This window comes from Roseomonas gilardii subsp. gilardii (assembly GCF_023078375.1).
Lineage (GTDB): Bacteria > Pseudomonadota > Alphaproteobacteria > Acetobacterales > Acetobacteraceae > Roseomonas > Roseomonas gilardii.
Genome location: NZ_CP095554.1, coordinates 2,559,150 through 2,583,554 on the forward strand (window position 1 = coordinate 2,559,150; position 24,405 = coordinate 2,583,554).

Annotated in this window: 26 protein-coding genes; 15 read left to right on the top strand and 11 right to left on the bottom strand. The window is 71.0% G+C overall.

Going from position 1 to position 24,405, the window contains the following annotated elements:
• Positions 1-19: 19 nt before the first annotated feature.
• Positions 20-619, bottom strand: a complete 600-nt coding sequence (gene wrbA, locus MVG78_RS11630; protein WP_247551635.1) for an NAD(P)H:quinone oxidoreductase — start codon at positions 617-619, stop codon at positions 20-22.
• A gap of 170 nt (positions 620-789) precedes the next feature.
• Here wrbA and MVG78_RS11635 point away from each other — a divergent pair, with 170 nt between their 5' ends.
• Positions 790-1,779, top strand: coding sequence for an NAD(P)-dependent oxidoreductase (locus MVG78_RS11635; protein ID WP_247551637.1), 990 nt, complete (start codon positions 790-792; stop codon positions 1,777-1,779).
• Between the two features lie 463 nt (positions 1,780-2,242).
• Here MVG78_RS11635 and MVG78_RS11640 read toward each other — a convergent pair whose 3' ends face one another.
• The 5 genes from MVG78_RS11640 to tkt form a co-directional block, all read right to left on the bottom strand.
• Positions 2,243-3,439: a phosphoglycerate kinase gene (locus MVG78_RS11640; protein ID WP_247551639.1), complete on the bottom strand. Its 1,197-nt coding sequence runs from the start codon at positions 3,437-3,439 to the stop codon at positions 2,243-2,245.
• Positions 3,440-3,595: 156 nt separating this feature from the next.
• The gene (locus MVG78_RS21565; protein WP_282615012.1) at positions 3,596-3,730 is read right to left on the bottom strand and encodes a hypothetical protein; all 135 of its coding nucleotides are present in this window, start codon (positions 3,728-3,730) and stop codon (positions 3,596-3,598) included.
• The gene (locus tag MVG78_RS21570; protein ID WP_282615013.1) at positions 3,730-3,852 is read right to left on the bottom strand and encodes a hypothetical protein; all 123 of its coding nucleotides are present in this window, start codon (positions 3,850-3,852) and stop codon (positions 3,730-3,732) included. Before MVG78_RS21570 ends, MVG78_RS21565 begins: the two co-directional genes overlap by 1 nt.
• Positions 3,853-3,951: 99 nt before the next feature.
• A complete protein-coding gene (gap, locus tag MVG78_RS11645; protein ID WP_247551641.1) occupies positions 3,952-4,971 on the bottom strand; it encodes a type I glyceraldehyde-3-phosphate dehydrogenase in 1,020 nt (339 codons plus the stop codon).
• A gap of 28 nt (positions 4,972-4,999) precedes the next feature.
• On the bottom strand, positions 5,000-6,946 hold the full coding sequence (gene tkt, locus MVG78_RS11650) for a transketolase (RefSeq protein ID WP_247560415.1): 1,947 nt from the start codon (positions 6,944-6,946) through the stop codon (positions 5,000-5,002).
• A 300-nt stretch (positions 6,947-7,246) separates the two neighbouring features.
• Between tkt and MVG78_RS11655 the strand changes: the two genes are divergently transcribed.
• The 6 genes from MVG78_RS11655 to MVG78_RS11680 all read left to right on the top strand — a co-directional run bounded on the left by MVG78_RS11655 (position 7,247) and on the right by MVG78_RS11680 (position 11,701).
• Positions 7,247-7,972, top strand: coding sequence for a VIT1/CCC1 transporter family protein (locus MVG78_RS11655; protein ID WP_247551643.1), 726 nt, complete (start codon positions 7,247-7,249; stop codon positions 7,970-7,972).
• Positions 7,973-8,083: 111 nt separating this feature from the next.
• On the top strand, positions 8,084-8,875 hold the full coding sequence (locus tag MVG78_RS11660) for an aldolase (protein ID WP_247551644.1): 792 nt from the start codon (positions 8,084-8,086) through the stop codon (positions 8,873-8,875).
• Between the two features lie 38 nt (positions 8,876-8,913).
• Positions 8,914-9,612, top strand: a complete 699-nt coding sequence (locus MVG78_RS11665; RefSeq protein WP_247551646.1) for an MgtC/SapB family protein — start codon at positions 8,914-8,916, stop codon at positions 9,610-9,612.
• 34 nt (positions 9,613-9,646) lie between these two features.
• Positions 9,647-10,027 carry a VOC family protein gene (locus tag MVG78_RS11670; protein ID WP_247551648.1) on the top strand — a complete coding sequence of 127 codons (381 nt, stop codon included), beginning with the start codon at positions 9,647-9,649 and terminating at the stop codon, positions 10,025-10,027.
• A gap of 76 nt (positions 10,028-10,103) precedes the next feature.
• Entirely contained in the window at positions 10,104-11,294 is a 1,191-nt protein-coding gene (locus tag MVG78_RS11675) for a class I SAM-dependent rRNA methyltransferase (RefSeq protein ID WP_247551650.1), read from the top strand.
• An 11-nt stretch (positions 11,295-11,305) separates the two neighbouring features.
• Entirely contained in the window at positions 11,306-11,701 is a 396-nt protein-coding gene (locus MVG78_RS11680; protein ID WP_247551652.1) for a DUF3293 domain-containing protein, read from the top strand.
• A 9-nt stretch (positions 11,702-11,710) separates the two neighbouring features.
• Here MVG78_RS11680 and MVG78_RS11685 read toward each other — a convergent pair whose 3' ends face one another.
• From MVG78_RS11685 to MVG78_RS11700, 4 genes are all read right to left on the bottom strand, one after another.
• Complete coding sequence (locus MVG78_RS11685) at positions 11,711-12,187, bottom strand: GNAT family N-acetyltransferase (RefSeq protein WP_247551653.1); 477 nt, start codon at positions 12,185-12,187, stop codon at positions 11,711-11,713.
• The gene (locus MVG78_RS11690) at positions 12,184-13,284 is read right to left on the bottom strand and encodes a patatin-like phospholipase family protein (protein WP_247551655.1); all 1,101 of its coding nucleotides are present in this window, start codon (positions 13,282-13,284) and stop codon (positions 12,184-12,186) included. The genes MVG78_RS11685 and MVG78_RS11690 overlap by 4 nt, the downstream gene beginning before the upstream one ends.
• Positions 13,284-14,078 (bottom strand): 3-hydroxybutyrate dehydrogenase, encoded by a 795-nt coding sequence (locus MVG78_RS11695; RefSeq protein ID WP_247551657.1) that lies wholly within the window; start codon positions 14,076-14,078, stop codon positions 13,284-13,286. The genes MVG78_RS11690 and MVG78_RS11695 overlap by 1 nt, the downstream gene beginning before the upstream one ends.
• Positions 14,079-14,148: 70 nt before the next feature.
• Positions 14,149-15,570, bottom strand: coding sequence for an FAD-dependent oxidoreductase (locus MVG78_RS11700; RefSeq protein ID WP_247551659.1), 1,422 nt, complete (start codon positions 15,568-15,570; stop codon positions 14,149-14,151).
• A gap of 325 nt (positions 15,571-15,895) precedes the next feature.
• On the opposite strand from MVG78_RS11700, the gene rpmH reads away from it, so the two are divergent.
• The 5 genes from rpmH (at position 15,896) to argB (ending at position 20,651) form a co-directional block, all read left to right on the top strand.
• Positions 15,896-16,030 (top strand): 50S ribosomal protein L34, encoded by a 135-nt coding sequence (rpmH, locus tag MVG78_RS11705; RefSeq protein ID WP_019461403.1) that lies wholly within the window; start codon positions 15,896-15,898, stop codon positions 16,028-16,030.
• 27 nt (positions 16,031-16,057) lie between these two features.
• A complete protein-coding gene (gene rnpA / locus MVG78_RS11710) occupies positions 16,058-16,480 on the top strand; it encodes a ribonuclease P protein component (RefSeq protein ID WP_247551661.1) in 423 nt (140 codons plus the stop codon).
• Entirely contained in the window at positions 16,477-18,507 is a 2,031-nt protein-coding gene (yidC, locus tag MVG78_RS11715) for a membrane protein insertase YidC (protein ID WP_247551663.1), read from the top strand. Before rnpA ends, yidC begins: the two co-directional genes overlap by 4 nt.
• Positions 18,504-19,217, top strand: coding sequence for a ribosome biogenesis GTP-binding protein YihA/YsxC (gene yihA / locus MVG78_RS11720; protein WP_247551665.1), 714 nt, complete (start codon positions 18,504-18,506; stop codon positions 19,215-19,217). Before yidC ends, yihA begins: the two co-directional genes overlap by 4 nt.
• Before the next feature lie 549 nt (positions 19,218-19,766).
• Positions 19,767-20,651 (top strand): acetylglutamate kinase, encoded by an 885-nt coding sequence (argB, locus tag MVG78_RS11725; protein ID WP_247551667.1) that lies wholly within the window; start codon positions 19,767-19,769, stop codon positions 20,649-20,651.
• Positions 20,652-20,685: 34 nt separating this feature from the next.
• On the opposite strand, the gene MVG78_RS11730 is transcribed toward argB, so the two are convergent.
• Positions 20,686-21,498, bottom strand: coding sequence for an alpha/beta fold hydrolase (locus tag MVG78_RS11730; protein ID WP_247551669.1), 813 nt, complete (start codon positions 21,496-21,498; stop codon positions 20,686-20,688).
• A 183-nt stretch (positions 21,499-21,681) separates the two neighbouring features.
• Here MVG78_RS11730 and dapD point away from each other — a divergent pair, with 183 nt between their 5' ends.
• The 3 genes from dapD to MVG78_RS11745 are packed head-to-tail and all read left to right on the top strand — an operon-like array spanning position 21,682 to position 24,249.
• Positions 21,682-22,521, top strand: a complete 840-nt coding sequence (dapD, locus tag MVG78_RS11735) for a 2,3,4,5-tetrahydropyridine-2,6-dicarboxylate N-succinyltransferase (protein WP_247551671.1) — start codon at positions 21,682-21,684, stop codon at positions 22,519-22,521.
• Positions 22,522-22,546: 25 nt separating this feature from the next.
• Entirely contained in the window at positions 22,547-23,659 is a 1,113-nt protein-coding gene (dapE, locus tag MVG78_RS11740; protein WP_428480809.1) for a succinyl-diaminopimelate desuccinylase, read from the top strand.
• Positions 23,647-24,249, top strand: a complete 603-nt coding sequence (locus MVG78_RS11745) for a hypothetical protein (protein ID WP_247551675.1) — start codon at positions 23,647-23,649, stop codon at positions 24,247-24,249. The genes dapE and MVG78_RS11745 overlap by 13 nt, the downstream gene beginning before the upstream one ends.
• Positions 24,250-24,405: the final 156 nt, after the last annotated feature.

Genomic DNA, 24,405 nt, shown 5'->3' on the forward strand with positions numbered 1-24,405 from the left:
TCCCGCCCCCTCCGCCGCCTCAGCCCGCGAGCTTCGCCGCGATCTTCGCCACATGCTCGCCCTGGAAGCGGGCCAGCTCCAGCTCGTTCGCGGAAGGCTGCCGCTGGCCCTGCCCACCCGCGATGGTGGAGGCGCCATAGGGCGTGCCGCCCGTGACCTCGTCCAGCACCACCAGCCCCGGCGCCGAATAGGGCAGGCCGACCAGCACCATGCCATGGTGGAACAGCATGGTGTGGATGCCCATCAGCGTCGTCTCCTGCCCGCCATGCTGGCTGGCGGTGGAGGTGAAGGCGGAGCCGACCTTGCCGATCAGCGCGCCCTTCGCCCAGAGGCCGCCGGTCTGGTCCCAGAACTGCGCCATCTGCGAGGAGATGCGGCCATAGCGGGTCGGCGCACCGACGATGATGGCGTCATAGTCGGCCAGTTCCTGCGGGCTGGCGACGGGGGCCGCCTGGTTCGCCTTGCCGCCGGCCTTGGCGAAGGCTTCAGGGTCCATGATCTCGGCGACGCGCTTGACCGTCACCTCGGCCCCGGCGCCGCGCGCACCCTCGGCCACGGCCTGCGCCATGGTCTCGATATGGCCGTACATCGAGTAATAAAGGACCAGAACCTTGGCCATGCCGTATCTCCTTCGGGGAAAAAGCCTGACCGCAGACTTGGACCGGGGGAGGGAGCCCCGCCACCGGGGGCGCGATCATATCTCGTAATGGCGGCCATGGAGCCTCCGGATCACCCGGCCGCCCCCATTGGCCTGTGGCGCGCCGGGGCACTTCCTGGCATTCGGCTCCGATGCGTCTGCACATCCAGAATCCCCCCGCCTCCGACCTCAGCATCACTCCCACCCAGTGGGCGTCGGCGGTCGCGCGCCACCCGGACATGGCCCATCTCGCCATGACGATGGCGGAAGACCCCCAGGGGCTGGAGGACGGGCTGCGGGAGGCCGAGGTGCTGGTGACCTGGACCGGCCTGCCGGGGGACCCCCTGCGCGCGGGGCCGCTGCGGCAACGCGCCCCGCATCTGCGCATCCTGTCCTTCACCTCGGCCGGGGTGGACCGGATGGCGCCCTTCGACTGGCTGCCGGACGGCGTGGCGATGCTCAACAACCGCGGCACGCATGGGGACAAGGCGGGCGAGTTCGCCATCATGGCCCTGCTGATGCTGCGCAACCACATCCCCTTCTTCGCGGAATGCCAGCGGGAGGGCCGCTGGGCGCCTCGCCTCGCCCCCAGCCTGGCCGGCGCCACGCTGGGCGTGCTCGGCCTGGGCGCGCTGGGCGGCGCCACGGCCCGCCGGGCGCGGCAGTTCGGCATGCGGGTGCTGGGCATCCGCAACGGCAGCGAGCCCCACCCGGATTGCGACGAGACCTTCCCGCAGGAGGCGCTCGATTCGGTCCTCCCGCGCTGCGACATGCTGGTCCTGGCCTGCCCGCTCACCCCGCGGACGCGCGGTATCCTGTCGCGTGAAAGGCTCTCGCTTCTGCCGCGCGGGGCAGGGGTGGTGAACATCGCCCGTGGCCCCGTCTGGGATCAGGACGCCGCCTGCGACCTGCTGGAAAGCGGCCATCTCTCCGCCTGCCTGACCGATGTGGCGGTGCCGGAGCCGCTGCCGCCGGAAAGCCGGCTCTGGCGCACGCCGGGCCTGTTCGTGACGCCCCACATGTCGGCCGACGACCCGCTGGTCTACAACGACCGCACGCTGGACATCCTGTTCGAGAACCTGCGGGCGGAGCGCGAGGGACGCCCCCTGCCGAACCTGGTCGACCCCCGGCGCGGCTACTGAAAAGAGGCCGTGGGGCGAAATGCCCCCCACCGGCATGGGCGGCACGCACCGGACGGGTTTCCCTGTCCGGCACGCACCGCACCAGCCGAAACGGGGAAAGGAAAGTCCCCCCGGACCGGGCTCCGATCCATGCCGGACCGTAACCCTGCTCCCTTCCACGCCCGGTATGGGCATCCGGGATGCCGCCCGGTGGCGCCGTGGCGCCCTCCATGGCCGACCGGATGCACGAGACATTCAAGCCATGACCGGCCCCCGCTCGGGCAGGGGCCAGGGCCAGATGCGAATTCCTCGCAGGATAACGGATGAAGAGTGTCCCGCAAGAGACCGTAACACGCGGTCGGATTCCCGCAATATCCGAACATCGGTCGAGGCGCGGGAAGACCGGATCAAAGGCAAGGGGCCGTGGCGGTCATCCCGCCACGGCCCCCTTCACATCTGCTTCCGCTCTCCCCGGCGAGGGGGATCAGGCAGCTTCCAGCGCCTTCACGCCCGGGAGGGTCTTGCCCTCCAGCCATTCCAGGAAGGCACCGCCGGCGGTGGAAACATAAGTCATGCGGTCGATCACCCCCGCATGCTTCAGCGCCGAGACCGTGTCGCCGCCGCCGCCGATGGACTTCAGCCCCGCCGAGGCCCCCAGCGCGGCCACGGTCTGCGCCACCGCCACCGTGGCCGTGTCGAAGGGCGGCGTCTCGAAGGCGCCCAGCGGCCCGTTCCACACCAGGGTGGAGGCGGTGCGCAGCTTGTCCTCGATCAGCTCCACCGTCTTCGGCCCGACATCCAGCGCCATCATGTCCTCCGGCACCGCATCCACCGGCACCGTCCGCGTGGCCACATTCGCCTCGAAGCGCGGCGCCACCACCAGATCGACCGGCAGCACGATCTCGCAGCCCGTCTTCGCCGCCTCCGCCATGATCTGGCGGGCGGTGTCGTGCATCTCCGCCTCCTGCAGCGACTTGCCGACCGGATGCCCCTGCGCCGCCAGGAAGGTGTTCGCCATGGCGCCGCCGATCACCAGCACATCCACCTTCTTCGACAGGTTGCCGAGCAGGTCGAGCTTGGTGGAAACCTTTGAACCGCCGACGATCGCCACGACCGGCCGCGACGGGTTGCCCAGCGCCGCGTCCAGCGCTTCCAGCTCGCCCTGCATCAGCCGCCCGGCATAGGCGGGCAGCAGCTTCGCCACGCCCTCAGTGGAGGCATGGGCGCGGTGCGCGGCGGAAAAGGCGTCGTTCACATACACATCCGCGAGCTTCGCCAGCCCCTGCGCCAGGGCCGGGTCATTCTTCTCCTCGCCCGCATGGAAGCGCGTGTTCTCCAGCAGCAGCACCTCGCCATCCGCCAGCTTCGCCACCGCCGCCTCGGCCTCCGGGCCGATGCAGTCGCCCGTGAAAGCCACCGGCTTGCCCAGCGCCTTGCTCAGCGCCTCCGCCATCGGCTTCAGCGACATCTCCGGCACGACCTTGCCCTTGGGCCGGTCGAAATGGGAGCACAGGATCACCTTCGCCCCCTTCTCCGCCAGCTCCTTGACCGTCGGCACCAGGCGCTCGATCCGCGTCATGTCCGTGATCTTCCCGTCCCGCACCGGGAGGTTCAGATCGGCCCGGAGCAGGACGCGCTTGCCCTTGGGATCGAGCGTGTCGAGGGTGCGGAAGGCTGGCATCGGAAGGTCCTGATCCTGGGGAAGGGCTGACTGAGACAGCGGCCGCCTTCCTAGCATCGGCAGGAAAGCCGATCCAGTTGCCCATCCCCGGTGGCAGACTCTCGGCCACATCCGGCCCTCTTGATTTTGCGCGCCGGTTGGAGCATAGGAATAAAATCAAATTCGCTCACCGGCCGTTTCCCGCCGCCGCACCAGCCGCAGCGCCTCCACCAGCACGTCCCGCGTGATCCCCTGCTCGCCGAACAGCGCCTCCGCCTCCTCCAGCGTGGCGGACAGTGCGGGCCGCAGCATCAGCACCCCCCTTCCATCCAGCATTCCAGATGCCTGGGGTTCCCGAGCGCCTCGCGCACCCCGCGCCGCAACGTCACCTGCCCCTGGGGCGAGACCTTGAGCAGAACCCTCTTGCCAGCCATGGCGAAGCCCTCCATCCGTCCGGAGGGATAAAGGACTAAAATCCTAAATCAGTAAAGAAAAAAGGCCGGGGAAGCGAACCTCCCCGGCCCCCGACAGCCTCAGAGCTTGCCGAGATAGGCGGCCGTGTCGCTCATCCGGTTCGAGAAGCCCCACTCGTTGTCGTACCAGGACATCACCCGCACCAGCCCGCCATCGACCACCTGCGTCTGCGTCGCGTCGAAGGTGGAGGAGTGCGGATCGTGGTTGAAATCCACCGACACCAGCTTCTCGGTGTTGTAGCCGAGGATGCCCTTCAGCTCGCCCTCGGACGCCGCCTTCAGCGCCGCGTTGATGGCGTCCTTGGTCAGCCCCTCGGTCTTCTCCGGCACGAAGTCCAGGCTGACCAGCGAGACGTTCGGCGTCGGGATGCGGATGGCGGTGCCGTCCAGCTTGCCCTTCAGCTCCGGCAGCACCAGGCCCACGGCCTTCGCCGCGCCGGTCGAGGTCGGGATGGCGGAAACCGCCGCCGCGCGGGCGCGGTGCAGGTCCTTGTGCAGCGTGTCCACCGTGTTCTGGTCACCCGTATAGGCGTGGATGGTGACCATGTAGCCGCGCAGGATGCCGAACTTCTCGTGCAGCACCTTGGCGACCGGCGCCAGGCAGTTGGTGGTGCAGGAGGCGTTGGACACGATCTTGTCCTCGGCCGTCAGCGTCTTGTGGTTCACGCCATAGACGATGGTCTTGTCCGCGCCCTCGCCGGGGGCGGAGATCAGCACCTTCCGGGCGCCGGTGCCGAGCAGGACCTGCGCCTTCTCGCGCGCCGTGAAGATGCCCGTGCACTCGGCGGCGATGTCCACGCCGTCCCACTTCAGCTTGGTCGGGTCGCGCTCGGCCGTCACCTTGATCGGGCCCCAGGTCTTGCCATGGGCCTTGATGGTGATGCTGTCGCCCTCGACGATCACCTCGCCGGGGAAGCGGCCATGCACGCTGTCATAGCGGAAGAGATGGGCATTCGCCTCGACGGAGCCGAGGTCATTGATGGCGACGAACTCGACATCGTCGCGCGCGCTCTCGCAGGCGGCACGCAGCACGAGACGCCCGATGCGGCCGAAGCCGTTGATGGCGACCTTAACAGCCATGAGACGAACCCCTTCTTCCTACCTGTGGTTACGACAGTTTCTTCCGGACGGCGGCCGCGATGGCCTCCGCCGTGATGCCGAAATGGGGATACAGGTGTTCCGCCGGCGCGCTAGCGCCGAACCCGTGCATCCCGATGAAAACTCCGTCAGTGCCGGTCCAGCGCTCCCAGCCGAAGCCCAGCGCCGCCTCGATGCCGACGCGCAGGCCCTTGCCCAGCACCGCGTCCTGGTGCTGCGCGTCCTGCAGGGCGAAGATCTCCCAGCAGGGCAGGGAAACGACGGCGGTGGGGATGCCCTCCGCCTCCAGCGCCTCGCGCGCCGCCATGGCGATATGGACTTCGGAGCCGGTGGCGACCAGGGTGGCCTTCCGCTCGCCCGAGGCTTCCGCCAGCACATAGCCGCCGCGGGCGCAGCGGTTCTCGCCCGCCTCACCGCGCAGGGCCGGCAGGTTCTGGCGCGACAGTGCCAGCACGCTCGGCCCGTCGGCCCGGCGCAGCGCCAGCTCCCAGCACTCCGCCGTCTCCAGCGCATCCGCCGGGCGGAAGACGAAGAGGTTGGGCATGGCGCGCAGCGAGGCCAGCGTCTCTACCGGCTGGTGCGTCGGCCCGTCCTCGCCGAGCCCGATGCTGTCATGCGTCAGCACATGCACGACACGCTGCTTCATCAGCGCGGCGAGGCGCAGCGAAGGGCGCAGATAGTCGGCGAAGACCAGGAAGGTGCCGGAATAGGGGATCAGCCCCCCATGCAGCGCCATCCCGTTCATCGCCGCGGCCATGCCGTGCTCGCGGATGCCGTAATGGATGTAGCGGCCGGAGAAATTGTCCGGCGTGACCGAGGGGATACCCTTGACGTTGGTGTTGTTGGACCCCGTCAGGTCGGCCGAGCCGCCGATCATCTCGGCGATGGCCGGCACCAGCACCTCCAGCGCGCGCTGGGAGGCGATGCGCGTGGCGATCTTCGGCCTGTCCTCCGCCACCTTGGCCTTGTAGGCGGAGAAGACCTCCGCCCAGTCGTCCGGCAGGCGGCCCGCCATGGCGCGCTCGAACTCGGCGCGCTGCGGATGCTTGGCCAGCCGCTTGAGCCAGGAACGGCGCGTGCCCCCGGCGCGGCGCCCGGCCACCTCCCATTCGCCCTTGATCCCCTCGGGGATCTCGAAGGGCGCATGGTTCCAGCCCAGCGCCGACTTCGCCGCCGTGGCCTCGTCCGGCCCCAGCGCCGCGCCGTGGCTGGCGGCGGTGCCGGCCTTCCTGGGCGCGGAGAAGCCGATGATGGTGCGGCAGGCGATGATCACCGGCTTGCGCGACTTCTGCGCCCAGGTGAGAGCCGCCGCGATCTCCTCATGGTCGTGGCCGTTGATCCGCCGTGTCGCCCAGCCATAGGCGCGATAGCGGGCCAGCACGTCCTCCGAGAAGGAGATCGCTGTGTCGCCGTCGATCGAGATGTGGTTGTCGTCCCACAGCACGCAGAGCTTGTTCAGCTTCAGGTGCCCGGCCAGCGACGAGGCCTCGTGGCTGATGCCTTCCTGCAGATCGCCGTCGGAGGCGATCACCCAGGTGCGGTGGTCCACCAGCGACTTGCCGAAGCGGGCAGCGAGCAGCCGTTCCGCCATGGCGAAGCCGACGGCGGTGGAGATGCCCTGGCCCAGCGGGCCGGTGGTCATCTCGATGCCGGGATGCTCGCCATATTCCGGATGGCCGGCGGCGGGGGAGTGGAGCTGGCGGAAGCGCTTCAGCTCCTCGATGCCCATACCCGCCTGCCCGGTGAGGTGCAGCAGGGCGTAAAGCAGCATCGAGCCGTGCCCGGCGGACAGGACGAACCGGTCACGGTCCGCCCAGCGCGGGTCGTCGGCATCGTTCTTCAGGAAGCGGGTCCAGAGGACCGTGGCCACGTCGGCCATGCCCATGGGCATGCCGGGATGGCCGGATTTCGCTTTCTCGACGGCATCGATCGCCAGCACCCGGATGGCATCGGCCATCCGGCGCAGCGGCGTCGCCGGTTGCGCCAGGATCGCGGCCTGGGCGGCGAGGGCAGGGTTGGGCGGCGCGGGCGCCTGGGAATCTGGTTCGGTCGTGGCCAAGGCGTGATCTCCGAAGCGTGAGTTCATAGAGGGGGGCGCCCGATCCGCCAACCCTGGCGCGGTGCCGCGATGCAGCACGATAACCCCGCAAAAGCGTCTCATCCGCAGAATTCATAGGAAATTCAAAAAGATGAAGGGAATTTTTCTGGCCGATCGGAGGTGTGGTCCGCCACTCTGACGGCCATGGATACACTCGTCTTGTCCGATGACGGCCTCCCCGTCCCACCGCCCGGCCCATCCCCGCCGGAGGCGCACGCCACCTCCTCCCCGCTGGTGCGGGACCTCGTGATCGGCACGGCGGATGGGCTGACGGTGCCCTTCGCCCTGGCGGCGGGCCTGTCGGGCGCGGTGGCGGCCAATCCGCTGATCGTCACCGCTGGCCTGGCCGAGATCGCGGCGGGCTGTATCGCCATGGGCCTGGGCGGCTATCTCGCGGCGCGCAGCGAGGCCGACCGCTACGCCACCGAGTACCGGCGCGAATGGGCCGAGACGGACGAATATCCGGAGCGCGAGCGCTGGGAAGTGGCCGCGATCCTGCACCGCTACGGGCTGCGCGGGGAAACGCTGCGCAAGGCGACCGCCGCGATCTGCGCGGACCGGACGCGCTGGGTCGATTTCATGATGCGCGCCGAACTGGAACTGAACGAGCCGGAGGCGGGCGAAGCACCGCGCTCGGCGCTGCGGATCGGCGGCTCCTATGTGATGGGCGGGCTGGTGCCGCTGCTGCCCTATATGCTGCTCGACGACACGCGGGCATCGCTGGCCGTGTCCTGCGCCGTCACGGGCCTGGCGTTGCTGGCCTTCGGCTGGCTCAAGGCACGGGCAACGGGGATGCCGCGGCTGAGCGGCGCCGTGCAGACGGCGGCGATCGGCGCGGCGGCGGCGGGCGCGGCCTTCGGGATCGCGCGGCTGGCCGGGGGGTAATCGCGCGGGTGATCGCGCGGCTGATCGGCGACCGGTCCCGCGCGCCTCTTGCCGTCCGCCGCGGACGGGGCGAGGCTCCGCCCCGACTGTCAGCCAGGGAGCCGGGTGGCGATGGCCCATGAATTCCAGACCGGTGGCGGCGCGCCCGTCATCCTCCGCAACGCGGCGCTCGATTCGGAGGCGATCCTGGAAGCGCGCCGCGATCTCGCCGCCTGTTTCCGCATGGCGGCGCGGCTGGGGCTGCAGGAGGGCATCTGCAACCATTTCTCCGCCCTGGTGCCGGGGCATGACGGGCTGATGCTGGTGAACCCCTATGGCTGGGCCTTCGAGGAAATCACCGCCTCCCGCCTGCTGGTCTGCGACTTCCAGGGGAATGTGCTGGCGGGGGAGGGCAAGCCGGAGGCGACGGCCTTCTACATCCATGCGCGGCTGCACATGCGCCACCCCCGCGCCGTGGCGGCCTTCCACACGCATATGCCCAACGCGACCGCCCTTGCGATGACCGAGGGGCCGCCGCTGCTCTTCGCCGGGCAGACGGCATTGAAGTTCCACGGCCGCGTCGCGGTGGACGAGGACTACAACGGCCTCGCGCTGGATGAGCGGGAAGGGGACCGGCTCGCGGCGGCGATGGGCGAGGCCGATATCGGCTTCCTGAAGAACCACGGGGTGATGGTGGTGGGGCCGACCATCGCCGAGGCCTGGGACGACCTCTACTACCTGGAGCGTGCCGCCGAGGCCCAGCGCCTGGCCCTGTCCACCGGCCGGCCCCTGAAGATCGTGCCGGAGCCGGTGGCGCGCGAGGCGGCGGCGCGGATGCGGGAAGGCGACCCGGAAAGCGCGCGGCTGCACCTCGCCAGCATCCGCCGCATCCTGGACCGGGAGGTCCCGGAATACGCTGGGTGACACCGGAGCGCGAAAGCCGCTGAGAGGCAGGCCGCACCATGCACAGCGACCCCGTCTGGTCCGACATCGCCCTCCGCCTGGTGCTGGCGGCGCTGGCCGGGGCCGCCTTCGGCATCGACCGCGGGGTCAAGGGGCGCGCCGCCGGGCTGCGCACGACCATGCTGGTCTGCCTGGCCGCGGCCCTGGCGATGCTGCTGGCCGATATCCTGACGACCAGCGCCCGCCGTCCCGACCACAGCGTCATCACCATGGATGTGATGCGCATGCCCCTCGGGATCCTGACCGGGGTGGGCTTCATCGGCGGCGGCGCCATCCTGCGCCAGGGTGGGACCGTGACCGGCGTCACCACTGCGGCGACGCTGTGGTTCGTGACGGTGGCCGGGCTCTGCTTCGGGGCCGGGACGATCGGGTTGGGCGTCGCCGGCGTGCTGCTGGGCCTGGCGGTGGTCTGGGCGCTGAAATGGGCCGAGGGGCGGCTGCACCAGATCCATACCGGGACGCTGCTCCTGGCGGGCGACAGCGCCGCGATGCGGGATCTGGGGATGGAGGCCCGCCTCGCGGCCCTGGGCTACGAGACGGTGCGGCAGGCGGTCGCCTATCGCGATGGCGGCAGGGCCTGCACGCGGCGCTACCAGTTGCGCTGGCGCGGGCGGTACAGCAGCCGGCGGCATGTCCCGCCCTTCCTGGAGGAGCTCGCCACCCTGCCCGGCATGCGCGAGGTCCGCTGGTCGCCATGAGCCATCACGGCGGCAGCCAAGAAAGGAGAAGGACATGATCGACCGGCTGGATCATCTGGTGCTGACGGTGCGCGACATCGCGCGGACGCGGGATTTCTATGTGCGTGGCCTGGGGATGCGGGAGGAGGTCTTCGGCAACGGCCGGGTGGCGCTCTGCTTCGGGCGGCAGAAATTCAACCTGCACGAGGCGGCGGGGGCGCCGGTCCTGCCGCGTGCCGCGACTCCCACGCCAGGAAGCGCGGATGTCTGCCTGATCGCCGACCGGCCGCTGGAGGCGGTGATGGCCCTGCTGGAGGAACGCGGTCTGGCGATCGAGCTCGGCCCGGTGGACCGCACCGGCGCCACCGGGCCGATCCGCTCCGTCTATCTGCGCGATCCGGACGGCAATCTGGTGGAGATCTCGGAATACCGCTGACAGGTCCGACGCGCGGCCACCACCCCTGCCGGGCCGATGGACAGCGGCGCCGCCCGGCGGCATGGTCCGCGCCTTCATGACCCACTCCGACATTCCCCAGATCCGCCTGCTGCCCGGCCGCGAGCGCCGGGCCAAGGCGGGCCATCCCTGGATCTTCTCCAACGAGGTCGCCACCGGCACGGCCACCAAGGCGCTCCCGCCCGGCGGGCTGGTGCGGGTGGAAGGCGACGATGGCAGCCGCCTTGGCCTGTACCAGTACAACCCGCATTCCCTGATCGCCGGCCGGCGGCTCAGCCGCGCTCCGGAGGCGTCGGCCGGCCCCGGCTTCTGGCACGAAAGGCTGGCCTCGGCCCTGGCGCTGCGCGAAAGGCTGCGCGACGGGCCCTATTACCGCCTCGCCCATGCCGAGGCCGACGGCCTGCCGGGGCTGGTGCTGGACCGCTATGGCGACGTGCTGGCGCTCCAGGCCAACACCGCCGGCATGGAACTGGCCACGCCGGACATCCTTTCGGCACTGCGCGACCTGCTGCCGCTCCGCGCCGTAGTGGCGCGCAACGATGCCTCGGTACGCGGGCTGGAAGGGCTGCCGCAGGAGGTCCGCCTCCTGGCCGGCGAGGATGCGCGCGCCACGGTGGAGGAAGGCGGCGTGGCCTTCTCGGTGGACCCTCTGGGCGGGCAGAAGACCGGCTGGTTCTACGACCAGCGGGACAACCGCGCCCGGGTGGCGGCCCTGTCGCGTGGGCAGACGGTGCTGGATGCCTTCTGCCACACGGGCGGCTTCGGGTTGCAGGCGGCGAAGGCCGGGGCCAGCGAGGTGACGCTGCTCGACCGATCCGAGCATGCCCTGGCCACGGCGCGGGACACGGCGGAGCGCAATGGCCTCGCCGACCGCGTCGCCTATCGCCGCGGGGAGGCGATGGAAAGCCTGGAGGCCATGGCGGCCGAGGGGCGGGAGTTCGGCGTCGTCGTGTCCGACCCGCCGGCCTTCGCCAAGACGCGCAAGGACCATGGGCCGGCGCTGCGGGCCTATGCGCGGCTGGCGCGGCTTTCCGCCCGGCTGGTGGCGCCGGGCGGCATCCTCTTCATCGCCTCCTGCTCCCACCATGTTGGCACGGGCGAGTTCACCGACGCGGTGGTGGAGGGGCTGGGCCGGGCCCGGCGGGATGGGCGGATTCTCGGCATCTTCGGGGCCGGGCCGGACCACCCGGTGCATCCCGCCCTGCCGGAAAGCGCCTATCTGAAGGGTGTCCTGCTGCACCTGTCGTGACGGGCGGGGCGGTGCCGGCGCACCTGCGGGGCGCCTATCGCCGTGCCCTCTACGAGGCCGCCGGGGTGCCGGTCCGCATCGGCCGCCGCAGCCGCCGGGTGGACGCGCTGCTCGCCCGGCTGTGCGGCTCCGCGGGCGCCTGTTCCGGTGGGCTGATCACGGCCTGGAACCCGCTGGGCCGGCGCCTGTCCGGGAGGGAGAACCGGCGGCGGCAGAAACGCCTGGAGCACGCCGCCCGGTCTCTGCCCAGCCTCCCCGCGCACAGCGGCGAAGGGCGCTGGCGCGAGGAGCAGCGCCTGGTCCTGGCGCCGCCGCGCCGGCTGGCCGTGCTGGGGCGCCGCTTCCGGCAGAACGCGGTGGTCCTCCTGGCGCGGGGGCGGCCGGCCCGCCTGCTCTGGCTGAGATAGGCGGCGAGGCTAAGCCCGCTCCGGAAGCGGTTGCCGGAAGACATCCAGCCCATCCGGCCCCACGGCGGTTTCCGCCAGATGCCAGCCGCGCCCGTCATAGAAGCCGCGCAGCGCCGGCCGGGCACAGAGATGGACCGCCGTGAAGCCGAGGCGCGCCGCGAGTCCCGCCCCCGCCGCCAGCAGCCGTGTGGCGTGGCCCCGCCCGCGCTGCTCCGGCTCCACCCAGAGCGCGGCCAGCCAGGGCGTCAGCGCCGGGCGTTCGGCGAGGTCGTTTCCGATGAGCAGGACATGGCCGAGATAGTGCCCGCCCAGATGCGCCACCAGGGCCTGGGGCAGGGTATCGCCATGCAGGCCCTGCCGCAGCCGGGCGGCGACGGGGCCGGGGTCCGGCTCTTCCTCCTGCCACCAGGCGCGCCAGATCCGCTCCGCCACGGTGCCGAGGAAGCCCGGCACCGTCCGGAGCGGGCTGACGCCCCCTTCCGTCACAGGAAGCGTGCCCGCAGGTCCACCCCGTTCTCCTGGCCGAGCGCGCCCGTCCCGTCGCGCAGCCAGCGTTCCGCCGCATCCCGCCCATGGCGCTTGAGCGCCGCCAGGAACTCGCCCTCCCCATTGTACTTGCTGGAGACACCGAAGTTCCGCAGCAGCTCCTCGTCCTCAATCATGTGGATGTAGAGCGCGCCGTAGCGCGGGTCGTTCAGCGTGCCGCTGGCGAGCAGCCGCTGCACGAAGGCGACGGCGCGCATCTCGTACATCAGCGAGGCGTTGAAGCCGATCTCCTGCATCCGGGTCATGATGTCGGAGGCGGTGTAGGGGATGTCCGGCCGGGTCAGCGGGTTGATCTGCACCAGCACGATATCGGGCGGCGACCCCCGGCCATAGAGCGGCCAGAGCGGTGGATTGCCCAGAAAGCCCCCATCCCAGAACGCCTCGCCGTCGATCTCCACCGCCTTGAAGATTTGCGGCAGGCAGGCGGAGGCGAGCAGGGCCTCCACGCCGATCTCCGGCCGCTCGAAGACCCGCGCCTTGCCGGTGCGGACATTGGTGGCGGACACGAAGAGCTTCGGCCCGCCCGGGTCGCGGCGCAGGACGATCGGGTCCAGCACCTCGGCCAGGGCCTCGCGCAGCGGGTTCAGGTCGAGCGGCGTGGGATTGATCTGATAGGGCGAGAAGACGCGGGTCAGCGTATCGAAGGTCTGCCAGGCGAGGCTGTAGCTGAGGTCGTAGCCCCAGAAGGCCTTCTCCAGCGGCGTGTTGCGCAGCGGGCTGAAGGAGAGCCGCTGTGCCAGCCCCCACCAGAAGCGGTCCAGCAGGGCCTTCGCCCGCCCGGGGCCGCCTTCCGCCAGCCCCTGGGTGACGAGAGCGCCGTTGATCGCCCCGGCGCTGGTGCCGGAAATGGCGGCGATCTCCAGCCATTCCTCCTCCAGCAGTCGGTCCAGCACCCCCCAGGTGAAGGCACCATGCGTGCCGCCGCCCTGGAGGGCGAGGTTCACCGCCCGCCTCGCCCGGCCTTCCTCCCGGCTTTCCAGCCCAGGGCCGGCGAGGGCCAGGCCTGGCGAGGAGGCGGGGGGAACACTGCCTTCCATCAGGCGGCGGTCCAGCCGCCATCCAGGCTGAGGATCTCGCCGGTCAGGGAATCGGTGTGCGGGCCGCAGATATAGAGGGCCATCTGCGCCACCTCCTCGACCTCCACCCAGCGGCGGGAGGCCATGGGGCGCAGCAGGTGCTCGGTCAGTGCCACCTCGGCGGAAACGCCCTCGCGCTTCGCGATCGGCTCGACCTGGGCCTCCGCCAGCGGGGTGCGGACGAAGCCGGGGCAGATGGCGTTGCAGGTGACGCCGGTGCCGCGCGCCGTTTCCAGCGCCACCACCTTGGTCATGCCGACGATGCCGTGCTTGGCGGCGACATAGGCGACCTTGTTCGGCGAGGCGACGAGCCCGTGGGCAGAGGCGATGTTGATGATGCGGCCCCAGCCCGCCTTCTTCATGCCGGGCAGCAGGGCGGCGGTGGCGTGGAAGGCGGAGGAGAGGTTGATCGCGATGATCTGGTCCCACTTCTCCTCGGGGAACTCGTCCACCGGGCTGGTGAACTGGATGCCGGCATTGTTCACCAGGATATCGACATGGCCGAGGACCTCCTCCGCCTGGGCGCACATCTTGCGGACCTCCCGCGCATCCGACAGGTCGGCGGCGGAATAGGCGACCTCGCCGCCGGTGACCTCGGCCAGCTCGGCGCGGACCCTGTCCACCTGCCCCGGCGCGCCCAGCCCGTGCAGCAGGATCTTCGCCCCTGCCCGGGCGAAGGCGAGGGCGATGCCGCGCCCGATCCCGCTGGTGGAGCCGGTGACCAGGGCCGTACGACCCTCCAGGCTGCGTTCCATGGAGTCTCTCCTCTTCATTCCGTTCCGCTGTGGCACTGGCAGCCTGCGCGGTGCGGCCGCAGCCGCATCGTCAAGGCAGACGCCCGAGCAGTGACACGAGTTTCCGCAGCATGGGCCGGTCCAGCTCCGGCGCAAGCCTGTCCAGCGCCGCCAGGCGCAGGGCCGGCCCCAGGGAAGGGAGGGGAAGGGGCAGGGCGGCGAGGTCGCGCAACGGACGGCCCAGCAGCAGGGCCAGGGCCCCGGCAAGCTCCCGTGGCGCGGCGATGCCCGGCGCCAGGACGGCGGCGCCGAGCAGCCTGTCCCGCCGGTCCAGCACCAGCCGCACCAGCCCCGCCGACCGGCCCTCGGCGACCAGCCGGCCATTCTCGGTGAAGCCGCGCCGCTGCACCCGGACGCCATGCCCCGCCGCCTCCGCCTCGGCGGCGGTCAGGCCGACCTGCAGCAACTCGGGATCGGTGCGGACCAGGCGGGTGGCCGGCGGCGCGGAGGGCCGGCACGGGATGCGCAGGAACAGGGAGCGCAGCAGCACCGCCGCGTGCTCCTCCGCCCTGTCGGAACATGGGCCGGAATCCGCGACATCGGCGATGCTGCCCGCCGCCCAGACGCGGCGGTTGCCCTGAGTGCGAAGGCCGGGGCCAGTGGCGATGCCGTCCGCGGTCGCGGCGATGCCGGCGGCGGCGAGGTCCAGCGGCGCCAGGCGGGGCCGGGGCGGGGTGGCCAGCAGGAGATGGGTGCCGGTGATCCGCCGGCCATCCTCCAGCAGCAGCTCCAGCCCCGCGGGATGGCGCTCCACCCGCACCGCCGGATGGCCTTCGCAAAGGGTGACACCCTCCGCCCGGAGCGATTCGCGCAGCAGGTCCACCATCTCCGGCTCCAGCCCGGGCAGGATCGGGCCCTCCGCGACGACGGTGGCCAGGCAGCCCAGGCGCTGATGGGCCTGGGCCAGTTCCAGCGCCTCCGCGCCATGGCCCAGGATCAGCAGGTGCCCGGGCGGTGCGTCCAGGTCGAGGCCGCTCTGCCCGTCGAGATAGGGGATGTCGGCCAGACCCTCGATGGCCGGCAGGAGCGGCGCGGTGCCCGCCGCCACCACGGCCTGGCGGAAGCGCCAGTTGCGGCCCGCGGCCTCCAGGCAGTCGGGGGCCAGGAAATGCGCCGAGGAGCCGGTGACGAGCTCGACCCCCATGCCGCGCAGCCGGGCTTCCGAGGATTCGGGCTCCAGCGCCTCCGTCGCGCGGCGGAGATGGGCGCGGACCCCCTCCCAGTCGATGGCCAGGTCCGCGGCGCGGAGCCCGATTCGCCCCCCTTGCCGCAGGGCCTGCGCGGTGCGCGCGGCGGCGAGCAGCGCATCCAGGGGCAGTCGCTGCCGCAGCCGCCGCCCGCCGGGCGCGTCGCGCTCGAAGAGGGTGACACGCCGGCCCAGCAGGGTTGCGAGGGTGGCGGTGGAAAGGCCGGCGGAGCCGGCGCCGATCACGGCGATGTCGGTCTCAGGCATGCGCCGCCCCTTATGGCCGCAGCCGCGCCCCGCGTCAGGAGGGGATCGCACCGGTGGGACGGGATTGCCGGTGATGGGATGCGGGAAAATGGGGCCGGCCGCGCGCCGATCCCGCGCGTTGAGTGGTTGACGGGTCCGATACCCTCTCCCTATACAGCGCCAACCGCGCCGGACCCGTCGCCTTGTGCACCGGGGCCGGCGTTGCCTGTCGTGCCTGTCTCCCTGCCCTCGGGGAGGGGACGGAGACGGGCACGGCCGGGAGGACCCGCAACGGGGGTCGGTCCCGGCAGATCCAGCCACTTTCTTCGGAACGGAGCCACGTGCCGTGAAGCGTACCTATCAGCCCTCCAAGCTCGTCCGGAAGCGCCGGCACGGCTTCCGCGCCCGCATGGAGACGGTGGGCGGCCGCAGGGTCGTCGCCAACCGCCGCTCCAAGGGCCGCAAGCGCCTGTCCGCCTGAGCGGACGGCGCGCGGTTCCCGCACCCCATGGCCCTGCCGCGCCTGAAGCGGCGGCGCGAGTTCCTTCGCGTCGCGGGCAAGGGTAAGCGAGCGGCACGGCCCAGTGTGCTGCTGCAGGCTCTTCCGGAAACGGAAGGGCCTCTTCGCGTCGGATTCACGGCGACGAAGAAGCTCGGCAATGCCGTGGTGCGTAACCGCGCCAAGCGCCGGCTGCGCGCCGCCGCCCATGAACTGCTGCACGCAGCTCCGCCGCCGGGCTGCGATCTGCGTGGCTGGGACCTCGTGCTCGTGGCCCGCGACGGGGTGATGACGCGCGACTGGCCCACGCTGCTCGGCGACCTGCGCGGTGCTCTTCGCCAGACAGGCGTCCTTGTGCGGCCCGCAGCCGATCCGGCACCAGCCTGTGCCGCGGAAGCCGGCCCCGTGGCCGCACCGGGGCAGGGGGCATGACCCCCGCTGCCGGTGCGCTGACCGTCGCGGTGCATGCCTACCGCTATGGGCTGCGCCCCATCATCGGCAGCCACTGCCGCTTCCACCCGCATTGCAGCGACTACGCGCTCGAAGCCCTGGCCAGCCATGGCGCCGCGCGCGGCACCTGGCTGACGGCCCGGCGATCCTGCGCTGCCACCCCTGGAACCCGGGCGGATGGGACCCTGTCCCGCCCGCGCCATGCCCCTCCGGGACATTTCCCTCCGGGGCACCCTCCGCCCGCGAGAACGGTTGAATCGATGGACAATAAGCGACTGCTCGTCGCGATCGCGATCTCGATCGCCATCCTTCTGGGCTTCGAGCTGTGGAACCGCCCGACGGTGCAGCAGCAGGTGCAGAGCCAGCAGCAGGCCCGCCAGGCGCCGACCGAGCCCCTGCCGCCCGGCATCGGCTCCCCCGCCCCGACCCAGGGCGCGGTGCCGCCGGAGCGCGTCGCCTCCGAGCACCTGCCGATCGAGACGCCGCGCCTTGCCGGCAGCCTCAACCTGCGGGGCGCGAAGCTCGACGACCTGGTGCTGAAGAACTACCGCGAGACGGTCGCGCCGAACTCGCCGCTGGTGCGCATGTTCGCGCCGCGCGGGGAGGCCGCGCCCTATTTCGCCCAGTGGGGCTGGAGCGCCGCCGACGGCCGCACGCCGGTGCCGGGGCCCGACACCGACTGGACGGTGGCGGACAAGGCGCCGCTGACGCCGCAGCACCCGGTGACCCTGCGCTGGGACAACGGCGCCGGCCAGATCTTCGAGATCGTGGTGTCGGTGGACGACAACTTCATGTTCTCGGCGCAGCAGCGGGTGATCAACAACGGCAGCGAGCCGGTGCAGGTGCTGCCCTGGACCCGCGTGCGGCGCGAGCACACGCCGCAGCTCGCGAACTACTACATCCTGCATGAAGGCTTCGTCGGCGTGCTCGGCGGGCACCTGCAGGAGCTGAAGTACTCGGCGGCCAAGGATGCCGCGAACAAGGCGCAGGGCCTGGCCTTCCAGGAGGACAGCACCGGCGGCTGGGCGGGCTTCACGGACAAGTACTGGCTGGCCGCCGTCACCGCGATGACGCCGCAGGAGCAGATCCGTGCCGCCTTCCGCCACACGCAGGAGCAGCCGGGCCCCGAGGGCGACCGCTGGCAGGTGGACTTCTCCGCGCCGCAGCCGGTGAGCGTGGCGCCGGGCGCGACGGCGGATTTCGGCACGCGCGTCTTCGCCGGCGCCAAGGAGGTCCGCACCCTCGACGCCTATCGCGACAATCTGGGGATCACCGATTTCGACAAGGCGGTGGACTTCGGCTGGTTCTACTTCCTGACCAAGCCGTTCTTCTACGCGCTGGACTGGCTGTACCACATCGTCGGCAACTTCGGCATCGCCATCATGATCTTCACGGTGGCACTGAAGGCGCTGTTCTTCCCGCTGGCCAACAAGTCCTACAAGTCCATGGCGCGGATGCGGGCGCTGACCCCGCGGATGAACGAGATCCGGGAGAAGTTCAAGGACGACCCGGCGAAGATGCAGCAGGAGATGATGGGCCTGTACAAGACGGAGAAGGTGAACCCCGCCTCCGGCTGCCTGCCCATCCTGATCCAGATCCCGGTCTTCTTCTCGCTCTACAAGGTGCTGTTCGTCACCATCGAGATGCGGCACGCGCCGTTCTTCGGCTGGATCCGGGACCTTTCGGCACCCGACCCGACCAACCTGTTCACCCTGTTCGGGCTGATCCCCTGGGATCCGCCGCACATGCTGCACATGCCGGTCTGGGCGATCATCATGGGCTTCACCATGTGGGCGCAGCAGCGGCTGAACCCGCAGCCGCCCGACCCGATCCAGGCCAAGCTCTTCGCCTGGATGCCGGTGATCTTCACCTTCATGCTGGCGAGCTTCCCGGCCGGTCTGGTGATCTACTGGAGCTGGAACAACACGCTCTCCGTGCTCCAGCAGGCCTGGATCACCCGGCGCGAGCGGGCGGAGCGCCGCGAGCAGAAGAAGCTGGCGCGGACATGAGCAAGGCACCGGAGCACAAGCCGGAGGCCGGTGCCCCGGCCGCTCCGGTGGATGAGCGCGAGGCCGAGCGCCTCGCGGCGCTGGAGGCCGGGCGGCTGCTCTTCGCCCGGCCCTGCCGCTTCGTCTTCGCCTCCCAGCGGCTGGACCAACTGCCCGAGGCGAGGCTGCCGGAGGTGGCCTTCTGCGGCCGCTCCAATGTGGGCAAGTCCTCGCTGGTGAACGCGCTGACGGGGCAGAAGACCCTGGCCCGCGTGTCCAACACCCCCGGGCGCACCAAGCAGTTGAACTTCTTCGAGCTGGGCGAGGAGGGTCAGGCGCGCCTGACCCTCGTGGACATGCCGGGCTACGGCTATGCCCAGGCGGCCAAGGCGGTGAAGGAGGACTGGCAGGGGCTGATGTTCGACTACCTGCGGGGGCGGACGACCCTGCGGCGGGTCATCCTGCTCCTCGACGCGCGGGTGGAGACCAAGGACTCGGACCGGGCGGCGATGGACCTGCTCGGCAAGGCGGCGGTGCCCTTCCAGATCGTGCTGACCAAGGCCGACGACACGCCGCCGGCGCGGCTGGCGAAGCGGCAGCAGGAGGCGGAGCGCCTGGTGGCGAAGCAGGCCGCGGCGCATCCCCTGGTCATCACCACCAGCAGCGAGAAGGGCCTGGGCATTCCCGAATTGCGGGCGGAACTTGCGGCCCTGGCCCTGATCCAGCCCTGATCCCCGGCACGAACTGAGGCTTTGTGGCCACAGTGCGGCATAATGGCCGCAGTTCAACCTTTGCGTGCTTCTCCCGAATCCCCTGACGACCCTAAGACAGGGAAACCCCAGGGAGGGTTCGGTGAGACGCGTGGTCCTTGCGCTCTGTGTTGCCTTGCTGGCCCCGGCCGTCCAGGCCGCGACGCCCGACCGCTGCCCGGTCGACACGAGGCCGGAGTTGCGCCGCATCATCGGGGAGCCGGCTCATCTCCGACCGCTCCTCGATGTGACGCAGAGCTCCCCCCGCATCGGCCTGTCCCGGCCGGACTCTTCCTGTGGCTTCCCCCGGTGCGCCGGATTTCCCGCCCGCGCACCGGCTGATCGGCGCGGCGAGGAGCGGGAGCGCCCGGGCTGACCCCACCAGTCCGGATGCATACCCCGCCCGCTCCTTGCCGCCCGAGAGGCCCGTACCGATCCGGGCCAGGACCTCGCGGGGGCTCTTGACCCTGTGCTGCGGTGCCCGCAAGAGGCGAACGGCGCCTCCCGCCGCGACCCATCGGAGCCGATGCCATGACCGAGACCGTGCGCGACAACATCGCGCTCCTTTCCGGCGCGCTGCCTTTCCTGAAGCGTTATGACGACGCCGTCGTGGTCGTGAAGTATGGCGGCCATGCCATGGGGGAGGAGGAGACGGCCTTCCGCTTCGGCCAGGACATCGCGCTGCTGGAACAGGTCGGCATCAATCCGGTGGTGGTGCATGGCGGCGGGCCGCAGATCAACGCCATGCTGAAGCAGCTGAACGTGCAGTCCGAATTCATCCAGGGGCTGCGCGTCACCGATGCGAAGACGGTGGACATCGTGGAGATGGTTCTCGCCGGATCGGTGAACAAGCAGGTGGCCGAGGCGATCACCCGCGCCGGGGCCATCGCCGTCGGCATCAGCGGCAAGGACGGCAACCTGATCACCGCGCGCAAGACGCTGAAGACGGTCACGGACCCGCGGACCGGCGAACTGAAGGTGCTGGACCTGGGCTTCGTGGGGGAGCCGGAGAAGGTCGATACCCGCGTCCTGGAACTGCTGATCGGCGCTGACATCGTGCCGGTGGTGGCGCCGGTGGGGGTGGATGCGAAGGGCCAGACCCTGAACATCAACGCCGACACGGTGGCCGGGGCGGTGGCCGGGGCGCTGAAGGCGGCGCGGCTGCTGATGCTGACCGACGTGCCCGGCGTGCTGGACGGGAACAAGCGCCTGATCCCCGAGATGACGGTGGCCGAGGTCCGGGCCGGGATCGAGAGCGGCATGATCTCCGGCGGGATGATCCCCAAGGTCGAGACCTGCATCGAGGCGGTGGAGCAGGGCGTCGAGGGCGCCGTGATCCTCGACGGCCGGGTGCAGCATGCGGTGCTGGCCGAGCTCTTCACCGATGCCGGGCCGGGGACGCTGATCCGGCCCTGATGGCACCCGCCGCCCCGCGTCATGGCGGGGCGGCCTATCCCAGGAAGGCCCGCAGCAGCGCGTTGAACTCCGCCGCGCGCTCGAAATAGGGCGAATGGCCGCATTCCGGCAGGATGACCGCCGGGCGCCCGGCCATCCCGCCCAGGGCACGCGCCGCGGCGGGCGGGAAGACGATGTCCTCCTCCCCGGCCACAAAGAGCGTGGGCATGGCGAGGTTGCGGACCGTGTCCGCCGGCCTCGTGCGCCCGGCCACTAGGCGGGGGCGCAGCGCGGCCTTGTCGGCCTCCGCGCTCTCGTCGATCCCCCGATAGAGAAGATGGAGCGCCGGCTGTTCCCGCGCCGCACGCTCGCCCATGGCGGGATGGATGCCGAGTTCGGCGCAGCGCGCGGCGGCCCGGGCGGCGCGGTCCGGCCAGTCGCCGAGATCGGCGGCGCCGCGCGGGTCGATGGTGCCAGAGGTGGCTGACATCACCAGCGCCCGGACACGCCCGGGTGCCCGCAGCGCCACTTCCAGGCAGCTCCAGCCACCCATGGACTGCCCGACCAGAACCACATCGGGCAGGTCCAGATGGTCCAGCAGCCCGAGCAGATCCTCGGCGAAGCCGTCCAGGCCCAGCGGCGGCGTCGCGTCCGTGGAGGGACGGAAGCCGCGATGGGCGAAGGTGACGCAGCGGAAGTCGCGCGCGAGATCGGGCACCTGCTGCCACCAGGACAGGTGGCTGCCGCCCAGGCCATGGGCGAAGACGATGGCCGGGCCCTCGCCGGTCACTTCATAGGCGATCTCGCCGCCCGCCCGCGCGAAACGCCCGCGCTGCCGCGGCAGGCTCCGTTCCCCGATCCTCAGCATGGGCTTCCGTGCTCCGAATCCTGTCGCCGGAGGCGATCCTGGCACGGGTCGAAGGGGTGTTGCGAAGCCCGCAATGGGCGGGAGGGGCGATTCCTCCGAAAGCGGCGCGTTGACACGCCTGCTGGTGCGCGCGAGAGGGTCACGCCAAACGCATCCGCCACACCTATCGGGATCATCGGGACCATGGACCTGTCCAGCCTGCAGAAGACCATCGAGGCGCTCTGGGAGCGCCGCGCCGAGGTCACCCCCACCACCCAGGGCGCCGACCGCCAGGCCGTGGCGGATGCGCTGGGCCTGCTGGACAGCGGCCGGCAGCGCGTCGCCTCCGTCTCCGCCAATGGCGAATGGACGGTGCACCAGTGGCTGAAGCAGGCGGTGCTGCTGAGCTTCCGGCTGGAGGACAACACCTTCCGCCGGGAGGAAGGCGCCGGGGCCTGGGACAAGGTGCCGCTGAAGTGGGAGGGCTGGAGCGAGACCCAGTTCCGCGAGGCCGGCTTCCGCGCCGTGCCGGGCGCGGTGGCCCGCCGCCCGGCCTATATCGCGCCGAACGTGGTGCTGATGCCCTCCTTCGTGAATGTCGGCGCCTATGTCGATTCCGGCACCATGGTGGATACCTGGACGACGGTCGGCTCCTGCGCCCAGATCGGGAAGAACTGCCACCTTTCCGGCGGCGTCGGCATCGGCGGCGTGCTGGAGCCGCTGCAGGCCAATCCGGTGATCATCGAGGATGATTGCTTCATCGGCGCCCGCTCCGAGGTGGCCGAGGGCGTGATCGTCGGCCGCGGCTCCGTGCTGTCGATGGGCGTCTTCCTGTCCGCCTCCACCAAGATCATCGACCGCGCCACGGGCGAGGTCTTCGTGGGCCGCGTGCCCGCCTATTCCGTGGTGGTGCCCGGCAACCTGCCCGGCAGGCCGCTGCCGGACGGCTCGCAGGGGCCGTCACTCTACTGCGCCGTGATCGTGAAGCGGGTGGATGCCCGCACGCGGGAGAAGACCTCGATCAACGAACTGCTGCGCGATTGAGCCGCCCTTGACCGGAACCCGGGCCGTGGCCGCCATCGCCGACCCCTTGCCGATCGCGCAGGCGCTGATCCGCTGCCGTTCCGTCACGCCCCGGGATGACGGGGCGATGGCGGTGCTGGAGGGCATCCTGGAGCCCCTGGGCTTCCGCTGCACCCGGCTGCGCTTCGGCGAGACGGAGAACCTCTTCGCCCGGCGGGGCGGGGAGGGGCCGCATCTCTGCCTGGCCGGGCATGTGGACGTGGTGCCGCCCGGCGAGGGCTGGAGCCACGATCCCTTCGCGGCGGAGGTCGTGGGGGAGGTGCTCTACGGCCGCGGGGCCACGGACATGAAGGGCGGGGTGGCGGCCATGCTCGCCGCCGCCCATGCGCCGCAGCCACGCGGCAGCCTCTCCTTCCTGATCACCGGGGATGAGGAAGGCGACGCCCATGACGGCACGGTGCGCGTGCTGGAATGGATGGCGGCGAACGGGCAGGTGCCGGACATGTGCCTGGTGGGCGAGCCGACCTCCAAGGCCCGGTTGGGCGACACGATCAAGATCGGCCGGCGGGGCAGCCTGACCGCCTATCTGTCGGTGCAGGGCACGCAGGGGCATGTCGCCTATCCGGCGCGCTGCGACAATCCGGTGCACCGGCTGGTGCGGGCGCTGAACCGGCTGGTCGCGGCGCCGCTGGACGAGGGCACGGAGTGGTTCGAGGCGTCCTCGATCCAGGTCACCACTTTCGATGTCGGCAATCCCACGACCAACCTCGTGCCGGCCGAGGCGAAGGCCACGCTGAACATCCGCTTCAACAACCTGCACAGCGCCGCCAGCCTGGAGCGCTGGATCCGCGATGCGCTGGAGGCCGAGGCGCCGCGGCACGAGGCGCACTTCTCCTGCTCCGGCGAGGCCTTCCTGACCCAGCCGGGCCCCTTCGTGGAGGCGCTGCGGCGCGCCGTGACGCGGGTGACGGGGGAGGAGGCGGCGCTCGACACGGGCGGCGGCACCTCGGATGCGCGCTTCGTCACCCGCTACTGCCCCGTGGCCGAGCTGGGCGCCGTGGGGGCCACCATGCACAAGGTGGACGAATGCACGCCGGTCGCGGAGCTGCGCGCCCTGGCCGCGCTCTATGGCGCCGTGATCGCGGAGTGTCTCGGCTGAGCGCCCCCCGGCAGTCCTCCGCCGTGCCGCCGGCCCTGCCGGTGCAGATCGTGGCGGGCCTGCGCGGTGCCTTCCTGCTGGCGCGCGGGAAGGCTGCGGGGATCGCCTTCACCTGCCTGTCGCCGGAAGGGGCGGCGCGCTCCTTCTGGGCGGCGCTCTTCTGCCTGCCCGCCTTCCTCCTGCTGCGCCTCCTCGGCGGGCCGGAGGGCGAGGTCGATACCGACCCGCTGCGCTTCCTGGTGGCGGAGCTCTCGGGCTTCGCCTGCTCCTGGGCCGGTTATGCCCTGGCCTCCTACTGGCTGGCGGCCCGGGCGGGGCTGCTGGCGCGCTGGCCGCGTTTCATCGCCGCCTGGAACTGGGCGAACATCGTCCAGTACGCCGTGATCCTGGTGCTGCTGCCGGTGCCGCCGGGCATGGTGGCGACCTGGCTGGGCATCGCCGCCTTCGGCTATGCGATCTGGCTGGAATGGTTCGTGGCGCGGGAGGCCCTGGGCGTGAACGCCTTCCAGGCGGCGACCTTCGTGGCGCTGGATCTGGCGATCAGCATCTTCCTGGCCGGGGCGGTGCAGGCCGTCGCCATGGTGGACTGACGGAAGGCCACCCCCGCTCACGGGAGTTTTCGCCCTGTGGTGGAAGGGATGGCCTTTTGTTGCCTATCGGTGGTTGTTAACTTATTCCTGCATTTCCTGGGAGACGTGTGGGATGGTCCTTGATACCGCGGTGCTGACGGATGCGTGCCACCTGGC